Consider the following 15,052-nt stretch of genomic DNA (forward strand, 5'->3'; position numbering starts at 1 on the left):
CCCCTGCTCGCCCGTCGCGCTTTGTTGTATGATTGCAGGACTTAAACCACGGAGGAAGCCTGCAATGTCTCAACCAGACGCCATTATTCGTATTAAGAACCTGCGCCTGCGTACTTTTATTGGTATTAAAGAGGAAGAGATCGCCAACCGCCAGGATGTGGTAGTGAATGTGGCCATTCACTACCCTGCCGATAAAGCGCGCGACAGCGAGGACATTAATGATGCGTTGAACTACCGCACCATTACCAAACGCATCATTAGCCATCTTGAGAATGGTCGTTTCTCGCTGCTGGAAAAATTAACTCAGGATGTGCTGAATATCGCATGCGAACATCACTGGGTCACATATGCTGAAGTGGAGATCGATAAACTTCACGCGCTGCGCTATGCCGACTCGGTATCCATGACCATGAGCTGGCGGCGCTAACCATGTCAGGGAGGTGGTATGAAGATCCTGCTTACTGGTGGTACCGGCCTGATTGGCCGACATCTGATACCCAGACTGCTGGAGCTTGGGCATAGCGTCACGGTCTCCACCCGACATCCGGATACCGCCCGCGCCCGTCTCGATCCGCGCGTCACGCTGTGGCGCGATTTCGAGGGCCATCACCACCTCAATGACATCGATGCCGTCATCAATCTGGCGGGCGAGCCCATCGCCGATAAACGCTGGACCGCCGAGCAGAAACAGCGCTTATGCCATAGTCGCTGGGATCTCACTCAGCGGCTGGTGGGCTTGATCCACGCCAGCGACACCCCTCCCTCCGTGCTGATCAGCGGGTCAGCCACCGGCTATTACGGCGACCTCGGCGAAGTGGTGGTGACTGAAGAAGAGCCGCCGCACAATGAGTTTACCCATAAGCTCTGCGCCCGCTGGGAGCAAATTGCCTGCGAAGCGCAAAGCGAGCGCACCCGCGTCTGTCTGCTGCGCACCGGCGTGGTACTGGCGCCGCGGGGCGGTATTCTTGGCAAAATGACCCCGGCCTTTAAGCTCGGCCTCGGTGGGCCTATCGGCAGCGGCAGACAGTACCTGGCCTGGATCCATATCGACGATATGGTTAACGGCATTCTGTGGCTGCTGGATAACGATCTGCGCGGCCCATTCAATATGGTTTCGCCCTATCCCGTGCATAACGAGCAGTTCGCCCACGCGCTGGGTCATGCGCTCAATCGACCGGCGATTTTCCGCGTTCCCGCCGCCGCCATCCGCCTGCTGATGGGCGAATCCGCTGTGCTGGTGCTCGGCGGCCAGCGCGCGCTGCCTAAGCGACTGGAAGCCGCCGGCTTCGCCTTCCGCTGGTACGATCTCGACGAAGCGCTAAAGGATGTGCTGAGTTAATGGCTGACACAGGGGAGCATTGGCTCCCCTGATTCCATTCTGCTGGCTCATGCTCCACGCCTGGATGGCCTCAGCCTGGCGCTGCAGCATCGCCATATCCCGGACAGCCAGCGCCCTGAAGCGCCTGAGTTCATCGCCAGCCGGCCGGTTCGCCGGTGTTACCTGGCGAAGCAAAGTGCTAAGGTAGGCCTTTCCTTCTTCGAATTGACTGCTTTATGACGACCATCACCACGCCTCGCCTTTCGCTTACCCGCTTTGTTACCGATGACTGGCCCTTTTTTCTGCGCCTGCGCCAGGATCCGCAGGTGATGCGTTTTATGGGCGAAGTGTTAAGCGAGGAGGCGTTGCGCAGCGTGTTCGCCAGTCGCTGCGCCGATCCCGGCGTGTATGTTCTGCGTAATAAGCGCGGCGATGCGCTGGGCGATATTGGGCTTCGCATCAGCCCTAAAAATCCGCACGAGGCCGACGTCGGCTATGCGCTGCTGCCCGAGGCTCAGGGAAAAGGCTATGCCAGCGAAGCGCTGCGGGCGATCTGCGATTATGGTTTCAGCACGCTGGGGGTACAGGCCATCAATGCCTGGGTGTTGGGAGAGAATCGTGGATCATCGCGCCTGCTGGAGAAGCAAGGCTTTGTGCGCACGCAGGTGCTGGAGAAAGCCTATCATCTGAACGGCGTCGATTACGATGACTGGATTTACCGGCTGGAGCGTGAATCCCACCCGGCGCCCGCAGACGCCGGGTAAGCCGTTTATTTCAGCGAACCTTTCAGAAACTGCTGCAGGCGCGGGCTTTTCGGCGCGCCGAACAGCGCGTCCGGATGCCCTTCCTCTTCGATTTTTCCCTGATGCAGGAAAATGACATGCGAAGAGACGTGGCGGGCAAAGCCCATTTCGTGGGTCACCACCACCATGGTTTTCCCCTCTTCCGCCAACTGCTGCATGATGCGTAACACTTCGCCCACCAGCTCCGGATCCAGCGCGGAGGTCGGCTCATCGAACAGCAGCACTTCCGGCTCCATCGCCAGCGCGCGGGCAATAGAGACACGCTGCTGCTGGCCGCCGGAAAGATGCACCGGGTATTTCGCCTGCTGACGTTCGTCTATCCCGACCTTGGCCAGGTATTTTACCGCCCGTTCGCGCGCTTCCTGTTTGCTTAAGCCCAGCACCTGAATCGGCGCCTCCATGACGTTCTCCAGCACCGTCATATGGCTCCACAGATTGAAATGCTGAAACACCATGGTCAACCGGGTGCGCAGCAGGCGCAGCTGGTTCTTGTCGGCCACCTTCAGCTGACCGTCTTTGTCCCGTACCAGGCCAATATTCTGGCCGCTGACGACGATCGTGCCTTCGCTCGGTTTTTCAAGGAAGTTAATACAGCGTAGAAAGGTACTTTTCCCGGAACCCGATGAACCGATGATACTGATAACGTCCCCGGCTTTCGCCTGCAGCGAGACGCCCTTCAGCACCTCGTGTTCCCCATAGCGTTTATGCAGATCGATAACGTTTAATTTATTGTCGGACATGGCGTTCTCAATGCGTCGAAGAAGGTTTGATATGCTGCAACCAACGCTTTTCCGCTTTGCGGAACAAGCTAATCAGCACATACGAGATAATTAAATAGAGCACCGCGGCGATGCCAAAGGCGGTGAACGGCTGATAGGTGGCCGAGTTGATATCGCGGGCGATTTTCAGCAGATCCGGCACCGTAGCGGTAAACGCCAGCGCCGTCGAGTGCAGCATCAGGATCACTTCGTTACTGTAGGCCGGCAGCGCAATCCGCAGCGCGGAAGGCAGGATGATGCAGCGGTACAGTTTGACCGAAGAGAAGCCGTAGGCCCGCGCCGCTTCAATTTCGCCCGCCGGTACCGAGCGGATCGCGCCGGCGAAAATTTCGGTGGTATAAGCGCAGGTGTTCAGGGTCAGCGCCAGCACCGTACAGTTTAGCCCGCTGCGGAAAAAGGCGTTCAGCAGTTCAGTGCCTTTGACGATTTCCAGGGTGTACATACCGGAGTAAAAGACCAACAGCTGCACATACAGCGGCGTGCCGCGAAATATGTAAGTAAACAGCCAGATGGGAAACTGGATGAACTTATTGCTCGAAACGCGGCCGATTGCCAGAAAGACCGCCAGGATGCCCCCCATGACCACCGAAGAGATCAGCAACCATAAGGTAATCGCCACGCCGGTAAAGCGATAGCCGTCGGTCCACAGCAGGGATTTCCAGTATTCCTGAATAATTTCAATCACAGGTCAGCCCTCTTGACGCCAACGGTATAGCGGCGTTCGAGCAGCAGCAGTACGCCATTAGAAAGGGTGGTAAATACCAGATAAATCAGGCCGCAGACGATGGCGAAGTAGAACGGCTGCCAGGTGCTTTTGCCCGCCAGCTGCGTGGCTTTGACCACATCCTCCAGCCCCAGCAGCGAGACCAGCGCCGTCGCCTTGAGGATAACCTGCCAGTTGTTGCCGATCCCCGGCAGCGCGTAGCGCATCATCGCCGGGAACAGGATGCGCCGGAACGTCTGCCCGCCGCTGAAGCCAAAGGCGGTGGCCGCTTCGATATGCCCCTTCGGCACCGCCAGGTAGGCGCCGCGGAAGGTTTCCGTAAAATAGGCGCCATAGATAAAGCCAAGGGTAATAATCCCGGCGATCATCGGGTCAATATCAAACTGCGCCATGCCCAGCGCGTCGGTAACGCTGTTAAGCGCAATCTGCAGGCCGTAGAAAATCAACAGCATCAGCACCAGGTCGGGGACGCCGCGGATCAGTGTGGTATAGCCTTCAAATACCAGCGCCAGAGGACGATTGCTCGATAGCTTTGCGCCAGCGCCCGCTAGCCCAATCAGGACGGCGAGAACGACCGAGCTGAGCGCAAGCTCCAGGGTGACAAGCGCACCCTGCAAAATAACCTGTGAAAACCCATACAGCATGCTGCCTACCCTGTCTGTCATCCACCATTGCGCGTGAATCGGACGCGCAATGGTGAGGCGTGAGAATTATTCGCCGTATACGTTAAAATCGAAATATTTTTTCGCCAGCTTGTCGTAGGTGCCGTCCTTACGCATCTCTGCAAACGCTTTATTCAGCGCTTCGCGCAGTTCGTTGTCTTCCTTACGCAGCCCCATACCGGTGCCGACGCCGAACAGCTTTTCGTCCTTAATCGACGGACCGCCAAACTGATAATCTTTACCGATAGGCTGTTTCAGGAACCCTTCGCTGGCCGCGACCTCATCCTGGAAAGCGGCGTCAATACGGCCGGCGGTCAGGTCGGAATAGATATTGTCCTGCCCCTGATAGGAGACAATTTCGATACCTTTCGGCGCCCAGTGCTCATTACCATAAGTTTCCTGCGTCGTACCCTGCAGCACGCCCACGCGCTTACCCTTCAGGGTGGCAAGATCCGGCGTTACCGGGCTGCCCTTTTTCACCACCAGACGCGAATCAGCCGCATACAGTTTGTCGGTGAAAGCGATTTCCTGCTGACGCTTTTCGGTAATCGACAGCGAAGACATAATCGCGTCGATTTTCTTCGCTTTTAAAGAGGGGATCAGCGCATCCAGCGGGTTTTCCACAAAGGTACATTGGGTATTAATACGCTTACACAGCTCTTTTGCCAGATCGATATCAAAACCCACCAATTCCCCCTGCGCATTCTTCGATTCGAAGGGAGCATAAGTCGGATCGGTACCGATACGAATTTTTTGCGGAATAGCGGCAAAGACCGTGGAAACGCTGGAAAGGGCCAGCGCTAAAGAGAGAGACAACGCCAGTTTTTTCATAACTATCCTCGACAGACTGTCATTCTAACGGGTTTATTAGAACTATTAACACCAGTTATCGTGCCATTATTCGCCCCTTGAGGGCAAAGATTTATGCACCAGAAAGGCCATTTTTTTGCATCACAAACGCTTAACTATGCATTTTTTAGCCGCAAAAGCGCCTGCCTTTGCACTAAAATGATCCACAGCGTCTGGCGATGCACCTTTTCAGGGCTTTTACACGAGCATGGCGGCAGGCCCACCCGATAGCGCGGGCCTGCGGCAGTCTTAGTCGCCGTAGACGTTAAAATCGAAGTATTTCTTCGCCATTTTGTCGTAGGTGCCGTCTTTGCGCATCTCGCCCAGCGCTTTATCAAACGCGGCTTTCAGCTCGGCGTCGTCCTTACGCAGGCCGATACCGGTGCCGTCGCCAAAGTACTTTTTGTCTTTAACGGACGGGCCGGCAAAGGCGAAATCTTTCCCGGCAGGCTGCTTCAGGAAGCCTTCGCTGGCGGCGACTTCATCCTGCAGCGCCGCATCCAGACGACCAGCGGAGAGGTCGGAATAGATCAGGTCCTGGTTCTGATATGCCACCACGTCAACGCCCTGGCTGCGCCAGCGATCGTTAGCATAGGCTTCCTGCGTGGAGCCCTGCAGCACGCCGACGTGCTTACCTTTCAGCGCCTCCAGCGTCGGCTGGATCGGCGAGCCTTTGGCCGCGATCAGCCGGGAGTCGGCGGCATAAAGCTTGTCAGAGAAGGCGATCTCTTGCTGGCGCTTCTCGGTGATGGAGAGCGAGGAGATGATGGCGTCAATTTTCTTCGCCTTGAGGGAGGGGATCAGGGAGTCAAAATCACTGCCGACCCAGGTACATTTCACCTTAATACGGGAGCACAGTTCATTGCCTAAATCGATATCAAAGCCAACAAAGTCCCCTTTCGCGTCTTTCGACGAAAAGGGCGCATAGGTCGCGTCAGTGCCAATACGAATGCTCTGCGGCAGAGCAGCAAACACACTGGCCGTGCTGCTCATTCCCACGAGTAAAGAGAGAGCCAGAATCGTCTTCTTCATACAGTACCCTTAAGTGTCGTGATGTGGTGCGTTGCTTGTTATGGTGATTGCCGATCAATCCTGCAGTTTTTGTGCCATCTTCCCGGTGCGTGCCGGGAACAGGGTTAAATTTGTTAAAATAAAGTTGCAGGATTGTCTTAAAAGGGAAGATACCAGCATTACTGGCGAAACCGCAGCGCCTGAGCGCAAAAAGACGAAATAAATGTCGAGGATTTGATCGGGACGACAAATTTGCACCAGCGCAGCGCAAGCGTACATTTATCGCACCTGGTTGGTGCAATCCTGTGACCCTTGCCAGCGCGTAAATAAGTCTTGTTCCAGGCTAATGTCGAACTGATCGAGTACCCGGTTGACGGTCTGGTTGATAACATCATCCAGGCTTTGCGGCCGATGGTAGAAGGCCGGCACCGGCGGCATAATCACCGCCCCCAGCTCCGCAGCCTGCACCAGCAGTCGCAGATGGCCAAGATGGAACGGAGTCTCCCGCACGCAGAGCACCAGCGGACGACGCTCCTTCAGCACCACATCCGCCGCCCGCGTCAGCAGACCATCCGTGTAGCTATGGACAATACCCGAGAGCGTTTTCATTGAGCAGGGTAAAATCACCATCCCGGCGGTTTTAAACGAGCCGGAGGAGATACTGGCGGCGATGTCGCGGGCATCATGCACCACATCAGCCAGCGCCTGCACTTCACGCACGGTAAAGTCGGTCTCCATCGCCAGCGTCTGGCGCGCCGCCTGACTGAGGATCAGATGGGTTTCAATATCCGGCACATCCCGCAGCACCTGCAGCATCCGCACGCCATAGATGGCGCCGCTGGCGCCGGAAATGCCAATAATCAGTCGTTTCACGTTCTGTTACCCCTTGCGCGTCGTGCCGCAGACTTTGCCGGATTATAGCCGTTGGCGCAACCATTGACGCACCGTTGCCGGGCGAAAAAAAGGCCCGCCGTCCATCAGGAACGGCGGGCCCGCGACGCGTGAACGGCTTAACCCTCGTTGTGCATCTCGAGGTTTTCGACTTCGTTCTGCAGCTGAACCGCTTTGGCATCATCGTTACGCAGGGAATCGAGGTAGTCGAGGTACTGCTGGTCGACATCCCGGGTGACGTACACGCCGTTGAACACAGAACATTCAAACTGCTGAATATCCGGATTTTCCGCGCGCACCGCCTCGATCAGATCGTTGAGATCCTGGAAAATCAGGCCATCGGCGCCGATGATCTGGCGGATCTCATCCACTTCGCGGCCATGAGCGATAAGTTCGTTGGCGGTCGGCATATCGATACCGTACACGTTCGGGAAACGAATTTCCGGCGCGGCTGAGGCCAGATACACTTTTTTCGCCCCTGCTTCGCGCGCCATCTCGATGATCTGCTCCGAGGTGGTGCCGCGAACGATGGAATCGTCCACCAGCAGCACGTTCTTATCGCGGAACTCCGCACGGTTGGCGTTGAGCTTGCGGCGCACAGACTTACGACGCAGCTGCTGGCCAGGCATGATAAATGTGCGGCCGACGTAGCGGTTCTTCACGAAGCCCTGTCGATAAGGCTTGTCGAGGATGCGGGCGATCTCCAGCGCGATATCGCAGGAGGTCTCCGGGATCGGGATAACGACGTCAATATCCAGATCTTCCCACTCGCGGGCAATCTTCTCGCCCAGCTTGGTCCCCATATTAACGCGGGCGCTGTAGACGGAAATTTTGTCGATAAACGAGTCCGGACGGGCAAAATAGACGTACTCGAACAGGCACGGGTTGCTGACCGGGTTATCGGCGCACTGACGGGTAAACAGCTGGCCCTTCTCGGTAATATAAACCGCTTCGCCCGGCGCCACATCGCGCAGGAATTCAAAGCCAAGGGTGTCAAGCGCCACGCTTTCCGAGGCCACCATATACTCGGTGCGGCCATCGCCTACGTCACGTTTGCCCAGCACCAGCGGACGAATGCCGTTCGGGTCGCGGAAGGCCACCATGCCATGACCGATGATCATCGCCACGCAAGCGTACGCGCCGCGGATCAAGCGGTTGGTCGCCGCAATCGCGGCAAAGATGTTATCCGCTTCCAGTGGGTAGTGACGGAAGTTATCCAGCTCACTGGCGAAAATATTGAGGAGGATTTCGGAATCTGAGGTGGTATTGATGTGGCGGCGTTTTTCTTCAAACAGCTTTTTACGCAGCTCATGGGCGTTGGTCAGGTTGCCGTTATGCGCCAACGTGATGCCATACGGCGAGTTGACGTAAAACGGCTGCGCTTCGGAGGCGCTGGAGCTGCCCGCCGTGGGGTAACGCACGTGGCCAATCCCCATATTGCCCTGCATACGCTGCATATGGCGGGCTTCGAATACGTCGCTTACCAGCCCGTTAGCCTTACGCAACCGGAAGCAGTTGTTGGCATCAATGGTGATGATGCCAGCGGCATCCTGTCCACGGTGCTGGAGCACCGTTAGCGCATCATAAATCGACTGGTTAACCGGCATAACACCGGCGATACCGACAATACCGCACATACGTCTTTTCCTCGTTCAGCAACGACCTAAAGTCTATACTTTAGGCAAGAAACTTGACGAGCTTTGCAGGTATTCAAAAAACCATCTGATGACGGGGGTAAAATAGGGAATAAACTGCGACTGATGCCAGTCATCGCTCTTCGCCATCCCGGTAAAGGTGTCAAGGAAGAACAGAATAGCGGCGATGATCAGCACCCCACGTAGCGCGCCGAAGCAGATCCCCAATACCCTGTCGGTACCTGACAAACCGGTCTTCTCCACCAACTGGCCTATCACATAGTTCACGATAGCGCCAACGATGAGCGTCACGATAAACAGCGCCGCAATAGCAATCCCATTTCGAACCCGTTCATCCTCAAAGCCCGTAAACCAGACAGACAGATCAGCGTAGTAGTGGCTGGCGACATAAAACGCGCAACCCCACGTGACTAACGATAAAGCTTCGCGAACGAAGCCGCGGATCAGGCTGACCAGGCAAGAAAGACCCAGCACCGCCATAATGGCGTAATCAATCCAGACCATATACGTCCCACGATTTTACGCCCTGTCGTCCAGTTCGGGGCGCATTCTAACAGAAAAAGAAAACGTTTGCGTAGGGATTTCCTTGCCCTACAGAAATAAAAATGGCGCTGAAAAAACATTCAACGCCAGACTGTCTTTCGCCTCTTCAGGGCGGCTGAGACAGGGTTCACGGGGCGTTTAGCCCCGCCGCGTTCTTTCCGCATCGCGGAAAAAACAATCAGTTCGGGGTGAAGCCCATCACTACCCCGCTGAGCCCGGAGATCTGTTGCAGATCGCCCAGCTGGCCCTTAAGCTTGTCTTTTGACGCATCCGGCCCGACGAGGATACGGGTAATTTTACCCTGTACCGGCGTCGAAGGCGACGTATAGACTTTGAAGCCCGAGGCCCGCAGTTTACCAACGATCTCGTTCACCTTATCGGCGTTCTTCAACGCGCCCAGCTGAACCACATAGGCTTTGCCGGTCGGCGCCGGCAGGGCCGCCTGCTGCTGCGGTTGTTGCTGCTGTGGCTTAGCAGGCGGCGGCGTTGGCGTCGCGGCCTGCTGTTGCGGCTGCGGCTTCGGCTGAGGTTTAGGCTGGGGTTTCGCGGCCACTACCGGCTCCTGAACGTCATCGAAGCTGTTGCTGTTCACCGGGATACGCGACGGATCTAACGATGGCGCGGCGGCATCGCCCGCCCGCACCTCTTCCGCCGCCCCTTCCGGCGGCTGCGAAGGCAGCGCCTGAGTCGCCGCCGGCAGCATATCCGGTTCATCACGATCGCCCGGTTTCGGCACCAGCGGGATCGCGGCAAACTCATCCTGGTAATGCTTTTTCTGCCCGTCCAGCAGCCCTGGCAGGATAATCACCCCCAGCGCTACCAGCACGATTGTCCCGACTAAACGGTTCTGAAACTTACTCGCCACCGATTCTCCCCGCGTCTATCTCTTCCATAACCTGTGCGACCGTGTGAAACGAACCACACACCAGCACGGTATCTTCCACTTTAGCGTCAGCCATGGCCGCATGCCACGCCTGCGCCACGCTGCTATAGACTGTGCCGCCACGCAAATGTTCCACCAGCTGCTCCGCCGTCGCCCCGCGCGGCCCTTCCAGCGGCGCGCAGTACCAGGCGTCGACTTCCGGTGCCAGATTGGCCAACGTGCCGGCAATGTCCTTATCATGCAGCATACCAATAACCGCCAGCACGCGTCCCGTTTTCGCTAACGTTTTGAGACGCCCGGCGAGATAAGCCGCCGCGTGCGGGTTATGCGCCACATCGAGGATCACCCGCGGGGCGTCGCTGATTATCTGAAAGCGTCCCGGCAGCATCGCGTCGCGGATCCCCGCGCGCAGGATAGCGTCATCCACGGCAAGTCCGCTGGCGCGCAGCGCCGCCACGGCCGTGGCGGCGTTCGGCAACGGCACCTGAGGCAGAGGCAGGCGGCTTAACGCCCCGCCCGCGTCGCGGAAAGACCATGTCTCGCCTTCCACCTCATAGCGCCAGTCGACGCCGCGGCGCTGGAGCAGGGCGCCCTTCTCGCTCGCCACTTCAGCAATGGTGTGCGGCATATCCGGCTCCCCTACTACCGCCGGTTTTCCGGCACGGAAGATACCGGCTTTCTCCCGGCCGATACTTTCGCGATCCGGTCCCAGCCAGTCGGTATGATCGAGAGCGATGCTGGTAACCACGGCGACATCGGCATCCACGATATTAGTGGCGTCGAGACGGCCGCCGAGCCCCACCTCCAGGATCACCACATCCAGCTGCGCCTGCTTAAACAACCATAGCGCAGAGAGCGTGCCGTACTCAAAGTAGGTCAGCGAGATGTCGCCCCGCGCCGCTTCAATCTCCGCAAACGAGGCCGTATGCGCCGCCTCCGGCAGTTCCGCTCCCTGAATGCGCACGCGTTCGGTGTAACGCACCAGATGCGGAGAGCTGTAGACCCCCACTTTATAGCCGGCCGCCATCAGGACGGTTTCCAGCGTGCGGCAGGTGGTGCCTTTGCCATTGGTACCCGCGACCGTAAAGACGAACGGCGCCGGTTTGACGATATCCATCTGCCGCGCGACCTCGCTGACGCGCGCCAGCCCCAGGTCGATGGTTTTACTGTGCAGATGTTCCAGATAAGAAAGCCACGTAGCCAGGGGCGACGTGGCCTGAGGAATAGGATCTTTTTCCATGATGCCCGCAAGAATTGACGGTTAACGCGTATGAATAAAAAAGGGCAGCGCCGCCAGGCCCTGCCCTCTGCTTTATCAGGCCTCGGGTTCCTGATCCGGTGCCGGCGGCACCACCACGCCTTCATGAGGCGTTTCCGAAGCGGCAACCGGCGCCGGCAGGTTCATCAGCTTCGCCAGAATGCTGGCCAGCTTGAGACGCATTTCCGGACGGCGAACGATCATATCGATCGCCCCTTTTTCAATCAGGAACTCACTGCGCTGGAATCCCGGCGGCAGCTTCTCACGTACGGTCTGCTCAATGACGCGAGGACCGGCAAAGCCGATCAGCGCTTTCGGCTCGGCAATGTTCAGGTCACCCAGCATCGCAAAGCTCGCCGATACGCCGCCCATGGTCGGGTCGGTCAGCACAGAGATGTACGGTAATCCGCGCTCCTGCATTTTCGCCAGCGCCGCGGAGGTTTTCGCCATCTGCATCAGCGACATCAGCGCTTCCTGCATACGGGCGCCACCGGAGGCGGAGAAGCAGATCAGCGGGCAGTTATCTTCCAGCGCCTGCTCCACCGCGCGCACAAAGCGTGCGCCAACGACGGAACCCATCGATCCCCCCATAAAGGAGAACTCAAAGGCGGCGGCCACAACCGGCATCGCGTAGAGCGTACCTTTCATTACCACCAGCGCGTCTTTCTCGCCCGTCTCTTTTTGAGCGGACGCCAGGCGGTCTTTGTATTTTTTTGAATCGCGGAACTTCAGCACATCTTTTGGCTCAAGTTCGCTTCCCAGTTCCACCAGAGAACCTTCATCCAACAGGCTATGCAGGCGATTACGCGCCGACATGCGCATATGGTGATCGCACTTAGGACAAACCTCCAGGTTGCGCTCCAGCTCGGCGCGGTAGAGTACCTGACCGCAGCTGTCGCACTTGGTCCATACACCCTCAGGAATGCTCGCCTTGCGGGTGGGAGTGATGTTGCTTTTAATTCGTTCAATCCAGCTCATTGATAACCTTTCTGCCTGAACCTGGTCGATGCCAGTTTTGTCGTAAGGGGCGCATAATGCCATTTTTGCCTCTTACAGACCATGAATGTTGCACATTAAATCATATCATCCCGGAACATGGGATAAAAAAGTGGTCAAACCGCTGCGCGTGACGCTCTGCACCGTCACGCGCAACACAGGCTAAACTACTTCGCCTGCTTCGCCGCCGCCCGCTTATGGCGAATAATCTCAATCACGCCCGGCAGGACGGAAAGCACGATGATCGCCACGATCAACAGCTTAAGGTTCTCCTGCACCACCGGCAGATCGCCAAACAGATAGCCGGCGTAGGTGAACAGCAGCACCCACAGCAGCGCCCCGACGACGTTATAGGCCGCAAAATGACGATAGGACATATGCCCCATTCCCGCCACAAACGGCGCGAAGGTTCGGACTATCGGCACAAAGCGCGCGAGGATAATGGTTTTTCCACCGTGACGTTCATAGAAGCTATGGGTTTTATCCAGATAGCTGCGACGGAAAATCTTCGAGTTCGGATTGCTGAACAGCTTTTCGCCGAACAGCCGGCCAATGGTGTAGTTGACCGCATCGCCGACGATAGCCGCGATGACCATCAGCAATACCATCAGATGGACATTAAGATCGTTGGTGGGCAGGGCCGAGAGCGCGCCCGCGACGAACAGCAGGGAATCTCCCGGCAGAAACGGCGTCACCACCAGCCCGGTTTCGCAGAACAGAATCAAAAACAGAATGGCATAAACCCAGACGCCGTACTGGGCGACCAGCTCGGCCAGGTGCACATCAATATGCAGGATGAAATCAATTAAAAAATGAATCAAGTCCATGTTTGTCTTTACCCTTAATGACCCTATTAGTCCGCCAGAAACAGCGGGCCCATTGGCAGCACCGGTAAATCATAATGGGCCGGGTAATCCACCGACACCAGATACAACCCTTCCGCTTTTGCCGTTGCCGCAGCGAGCGTCCTGTCTTTTGCTGCCAGCAGTTCTGCCATCCAGCTCTCCGGCTGGTTTCCGGCGCCGATTTCCATCAGGCTGCCCACAATATTCCTGACCATATGATGTACAAAGGCATTCGCTTTGATATCCACCACCACATAAGCGCCGTAGCGGGTAACGTTAATGTGCATCACGTTGCGCCACGGGGTTCGCGACTGGCACTGCACTGCGCGAAACGAGGTAAAGTCATTCTCCCCCAGCAGACACTGCGCGGCGCGCTGCATGCGCGCGGCGTCGAGCGGCTGGTGAAAATGCGTGACGCCATGACTCAATACCGCCGGACGCAGGCGATGATTATAGATGACGTAACGATAGCGGCGCGCCGTGGCGCTGAACCGGGCATGAAAATCCGCCGGTACATGTTTGACCCAACGCACCGCGATGTCACCAGGTAAATTCGCATTTACCCCCAGCGTCCAGGCGGCATCTTTACGCTGCGCCCGGGTTTCGAAATGCACCACCTGGCCGGTGCCATGGACACCGGCGTCGGTGCGGCCGGCGCAAAAGACGGTAATCGGTTCGTTCGCCACCTGCGAGAGCGCCTTTTCCAGCTTCTCCTGCACGCTGCGCACTTCGTTTTGCCGCTGCCAGCCGTAATATTTGCTACCGTCGTACTCGATGCCCAGCGCGATTTTAGAGACCGGCTGTTGCTCCATCTCAGACATCAGTACAGGTACTCCTCAATCAGCTTCTCGGCGATCTTCACCGCCATCAGCGCGCCGCCGAAGCGGACGTTATCCGCCACCGACCAGAACTGGACCTGCTCCGGCATGCCGTAGTCATTATGCACGCAGCCGATGGAGAGACGGGCGTTACCGGAGGCGTCGCCAACCTGAGTGGGGAATTCGCCCTCTTCAGACAGTTCGATCTCCTCGCCGCGGGTAAAGGCGTCACGCGCCTCTTCCGCCGCCAGCGGACGCATTGCTTCAAAGTTCACCATCTGCGCATGGCCGTAGAAGACCGGCGACTGGACGACGCTGGCGGAGATCATCAGCCCGTCATCCTGCAGAATTTTGCGCGCTTCATCGACGATACGGCGCTCTTCGCGCACGCTACCTTCAAGATCCGGCAGCAGCGGCAGCATGTTGAACGCCAGCTGGCGGCCAAAGAAATCGTCTTCATCGATGGGGATGCCGTTCAACAGCTTGGCGCTCTGCCCTGCCAGCGCATCCACCGCTTTTTTCCCCTGCCCTGAGGCGGAGAGCAGGTTAGTGACGCTAATGCGCGACAGTCCACCCTGATCGATAAGCGGCTTGAGCGCCGTCAGCAGCTGGCTGGTCAGACTGTTGGGCACCGCAATCAGATTGCGGTTGCGGTAATCGCCTAACACAAACGGGTTCACGTCCGGCACCACCAGCGGTACGTCCGGCTCCAGCGCAAACAGGCCGCTGAGATCGATAACCAGACACCCGGCGTTTGTCGCATCTTCGACATACGCCGCACTGGCTTCTGCGCCTGCGGCAAAGAAAGCCAGCTGGGCCTGGGTCCAGTCAAACTCGGCGGCGTCCTTGACGATCACCGACTTGCCACCAAAACGCAGATGTTCGCCCGCGCTTTCATTGCGCGCCAGAGCAAAAATCTCCCCCACCGGGAACTGGCGTTCAGCAAGAGTTTCGAGCAGGGCTTCGCCTACGGCGCCCGTTGCGCCCAGTACGGCAATATTCCAGCCTTCAGACATG

The 15,052-nt window shown here is 57.5% G+C and carries 19 protein-coding genes; 4 read left to right on the top strand and 15 right to left on the bottom strand.

Annotation, left to right across the window (positions count from 1 at the left end):
* Positions 1-64: 64 nt before the first annotated feature.
* Both folX and CE636_RS07855 read left to right on the top strand, forming a co-directional pair.
* Positions 65-427, top strand: a complete 363-nt coding sequence (folX, locus tag CE636_RS07850; protein ID WP_002913200.1) for a dihydroneopterin triphosphate 2'-epimerase — start codon at positions 65-67, stop codon at positions 425-427.
* An 18-nt stretch (positions 428-445) separates the two neighbouring features.
* Positions 446-1,339 (top strand): TIGR01777 family oxidoreductase, encoded by an 894-nt coding sequence (locus CE636_RS07855; RefSeq protein WP_017899519.1) that lies wholly within the window; start codon positions 446-448, stop codon positions 1,337-1,339.
* Here CE636_RS07855 and CE636_RS28605 read toward each other — a convergent pair.
* A complete protein-coding gene (locus tag CE636_RS28605) occupies positions 1,319-1,435 on the bottom strand; it encodes a hypothetical protein (protein WP_032425776.1) in 117 nt (38 codons plus the stop codon). The two genes, CE636_RS07855 and CE636_RS28605, sit on opposite strands and share 21 nt — an antisense overlap.
* A gap of 119 nt (positions 1,436-1,554) precedes the next feature.
* Here CE636_RS28605 and CE636_RS07860 point away from each other — a divergent pair, with 119 nt between their 5' ends.
* A complete protein-coding gene (locus tag CE636_RS07860; protein ID WP_017899517.1) occupies positions 1,555-2,082 on the top strand; it encodes a GNAT family N-acetyltransferase in 528 nt (175 codons plus the stop codon).
* 5 nt (positions 2,083-2,087) lie between these two features.
* Here CE636_RS07860 and hisP read toward each other — a convergent pair whose 3' ends face one another.
* From hisP to argT, 5 genes are all read right to left on the bottom strand, one after another.
* On the bottom strand, positions 2,088-2,861 hold the full coding sequence (gene hisP / locus CE636_RS07865) for a histidine ABC transporter ATP-binding protein HisP (protein WP_002913206.1): 774 nt from the start codon (positions 2,859-2,861) through the stop codon (positions 2,088-2,090).
* Positions 2,862-2,868: 7 nt separating this feature from the next.
* Entirely contained in the window at positions 2,869-3,585 is a 717-nt protein-coding gene (hisM, locus tag CE636_RS07870; RefSeq protein WP_002913207.1) for a histidine ABC transporter permease HisM, read from the bottom strand.
* Positions 3,582-4,268 carry a histidine ABC transporter permease HisQ gene (locus CE636_RS07875; protein WP_004201769.1) on the bottom strand — a complete coding sequence of 229 codons (687 nt, stop codon included), beginning with the start codon at positions 4,266-4,268 and terminating at the stop codon, positions 3,582-3,584. The genes hisM and CE636_RS07875 overlap by 4 nt, the downstream gene beginning before the upstream one ends.
* A gap of 66 nt (positions 4,269-4,334) precedes the next feature.
* On the bottom strand, positions 4,335-5,117 hold the full coding sequence (hisJ, locus tag CE636_RS07880) for a histidine ABC transporter substrate-binding protein HisJ (RefSeq protein ID WP_002913209.1): 783 nt from the start codon (positions 5,115-5,117) through the stop codon (positions 4,335-4,337).
* Between the two features lie 267 nt (positions 5,118-5,384).
* On the bottom strand, positions 5,385-6,167 hold the full coding sequence (gene argT / locus CE636_RS07885; protein ID WP_004180753.1) for a lysine/arginine/ornithine ABC transporter substrate-binding protein ArgT: 783 nt from the start codon (positions 6,165-6,167) through the stop codon (positions 5,385-5,387).
* A gap of 40 nt (positions 6,168-6,207) precedes the next feature.
* On the opposite strand from argT, the gene CE636_RS28610 reads away from it, so the two are divergent.
* Positions 6,208-6,369 carry a hypothetical protein gene (locus tag CE636_RS28610; protein ID WP_004140952.1) on the top strand — a complete coding sequence of 54 codons (162 nt, stop codon included), beginning with the start codon at positions 6,208-6,210 and terminating at the stop codon, positions 6,367-6,369.
* A 56-nt stretch (positions 6,370-6,425) separates the two neighbouring features.
* Here the strand turns inward: CE636_RS28610 and CE636_RS07890 are convergent, their stop codons facing one another.
* From CE636_RS07890 to CE636_RS07930, 9 genes are all read right to left on the bottom strand, one after another.
* Positions 6,426-7,019 carry a UbiX family flavin prenyltransferase gene (locus CE636_RS07890; protein WP_017899515.1) on the bottom strand — a complete coding sequence of 198 codons (594 nt, stop codon included), beginning with the start codon at positions 7,017-7,019 and terminating at the stop codon, positions 6,426-6,428.
* A 137-nt stretch (positions 7,020-7,156) separates the two neighbouring features.
* Entirely contained in the window at positions 7,157-8,674 is a 1,518-nt protein-coding gene (gene purF / locus CE636_RS07895) for an amidophosphoribosyltransferase (RefSeq protein ID WP_004180758.1), read from the bottom strand.
* Positions 8,675-8,707: 33 nt separating this feature from the next.
* Complete coding sequence (cvpA, locus tag CE636_RS07900) at positions 8,708-9,196, bottom strand: colicin V production protein (RefSeq protein ID WP_002913214.1); 489 nt, start codon at positions 9,194-9,196, stop codon at positions 8,708-8,710.
* A gap of 217 nt (positions 9,197-9,413) precedes the next feature.
* On the bottom strand, positions 9,414-10,100 hold the full coding sequence (gene dedD, locus CE636_RS07905; protein WP_004201770.1) for a cell division protein DedD: 687 nt from the start codon (positions 10,098-10,100) through the stop codon (positions 9,414-9,416).
* Positions 10,090-11,358, bottom strand: coding sequence for a bifunctional tetrahydrofolate synthase/dihydrofolate synthase (folC, locus tag CE636_RS07910; RefSeq protein ID WP_017899514.1), 1,269 nt, complete (start codon positions 11,356-11,358; stop codon positions 10,090-10,092). The genes dedD and folC overlap by 11 nt, the downstream gene beginning before the upstream one ends.
* Before the next feature lie 75 nt (positions 11,359-11,433).
* On the bottom strand, positions 11,434-12,354 hold the full coding sequence (gene accD, locus CE636_RS07915) for an acetyl-CoA carboxylase, carboxyltransferase subunit beta (protein WP_004201773.1): 921 nt from the start codon (positions 12,352-12,354) through the stop codon (positions 11,434-11,436).
* Positions 12,355-12,539: 185 nt separating this feature from the next.
* The gene (locus CE636_RS07920) at positions 12,540-13,199 is read right to left on the bottom strand and encodes a DedA family protein (RefSeq protein ID WP_002913221.1); all 660 of its coding nucleotides are present in this window, start codon (positions 13,197-13,199) and stop codon (positions 12,540-12,542) included.
* Between the two features lie 26 nt (positions 13,200-13,225).
* Entirely contained in the window at positions 13,226-14,038 is an 813-nt protein-coding gene (gene truA / locus CE636_RS07925; protein WP_017899513.1) for a tRNA pseudouridine(38-40) synthase TruA, read from the bottom strand.
* On the bottom strand, positions 14,038-15,051 hold the full coding sequence (locus CE636_RS07930) for an aspartate-semialdehyde dehydrogenase (RefSeq protein WP_017899512.1): 1,014 nt from the start codon (positions 15,049-15,051) through the stop codon (positions 14,038-14,040). Before CE636_RS07930 ends, truA begins: the two co-directional genes overlap by 1 nt.
* Position 15,052 lies beyond the last annotated feature (1 nt).

This window comes from Klebsiella sp. LY, assembly GCF_004010915.1.
GTDB classification, from domain to species: domain Bacteria; phylum Pseudomonadota; class Gammaproteobacteria; order Enterobacterales; family Enterobacteriaceae; genus Klebsiella; species Klebsiella quasipneumoniae.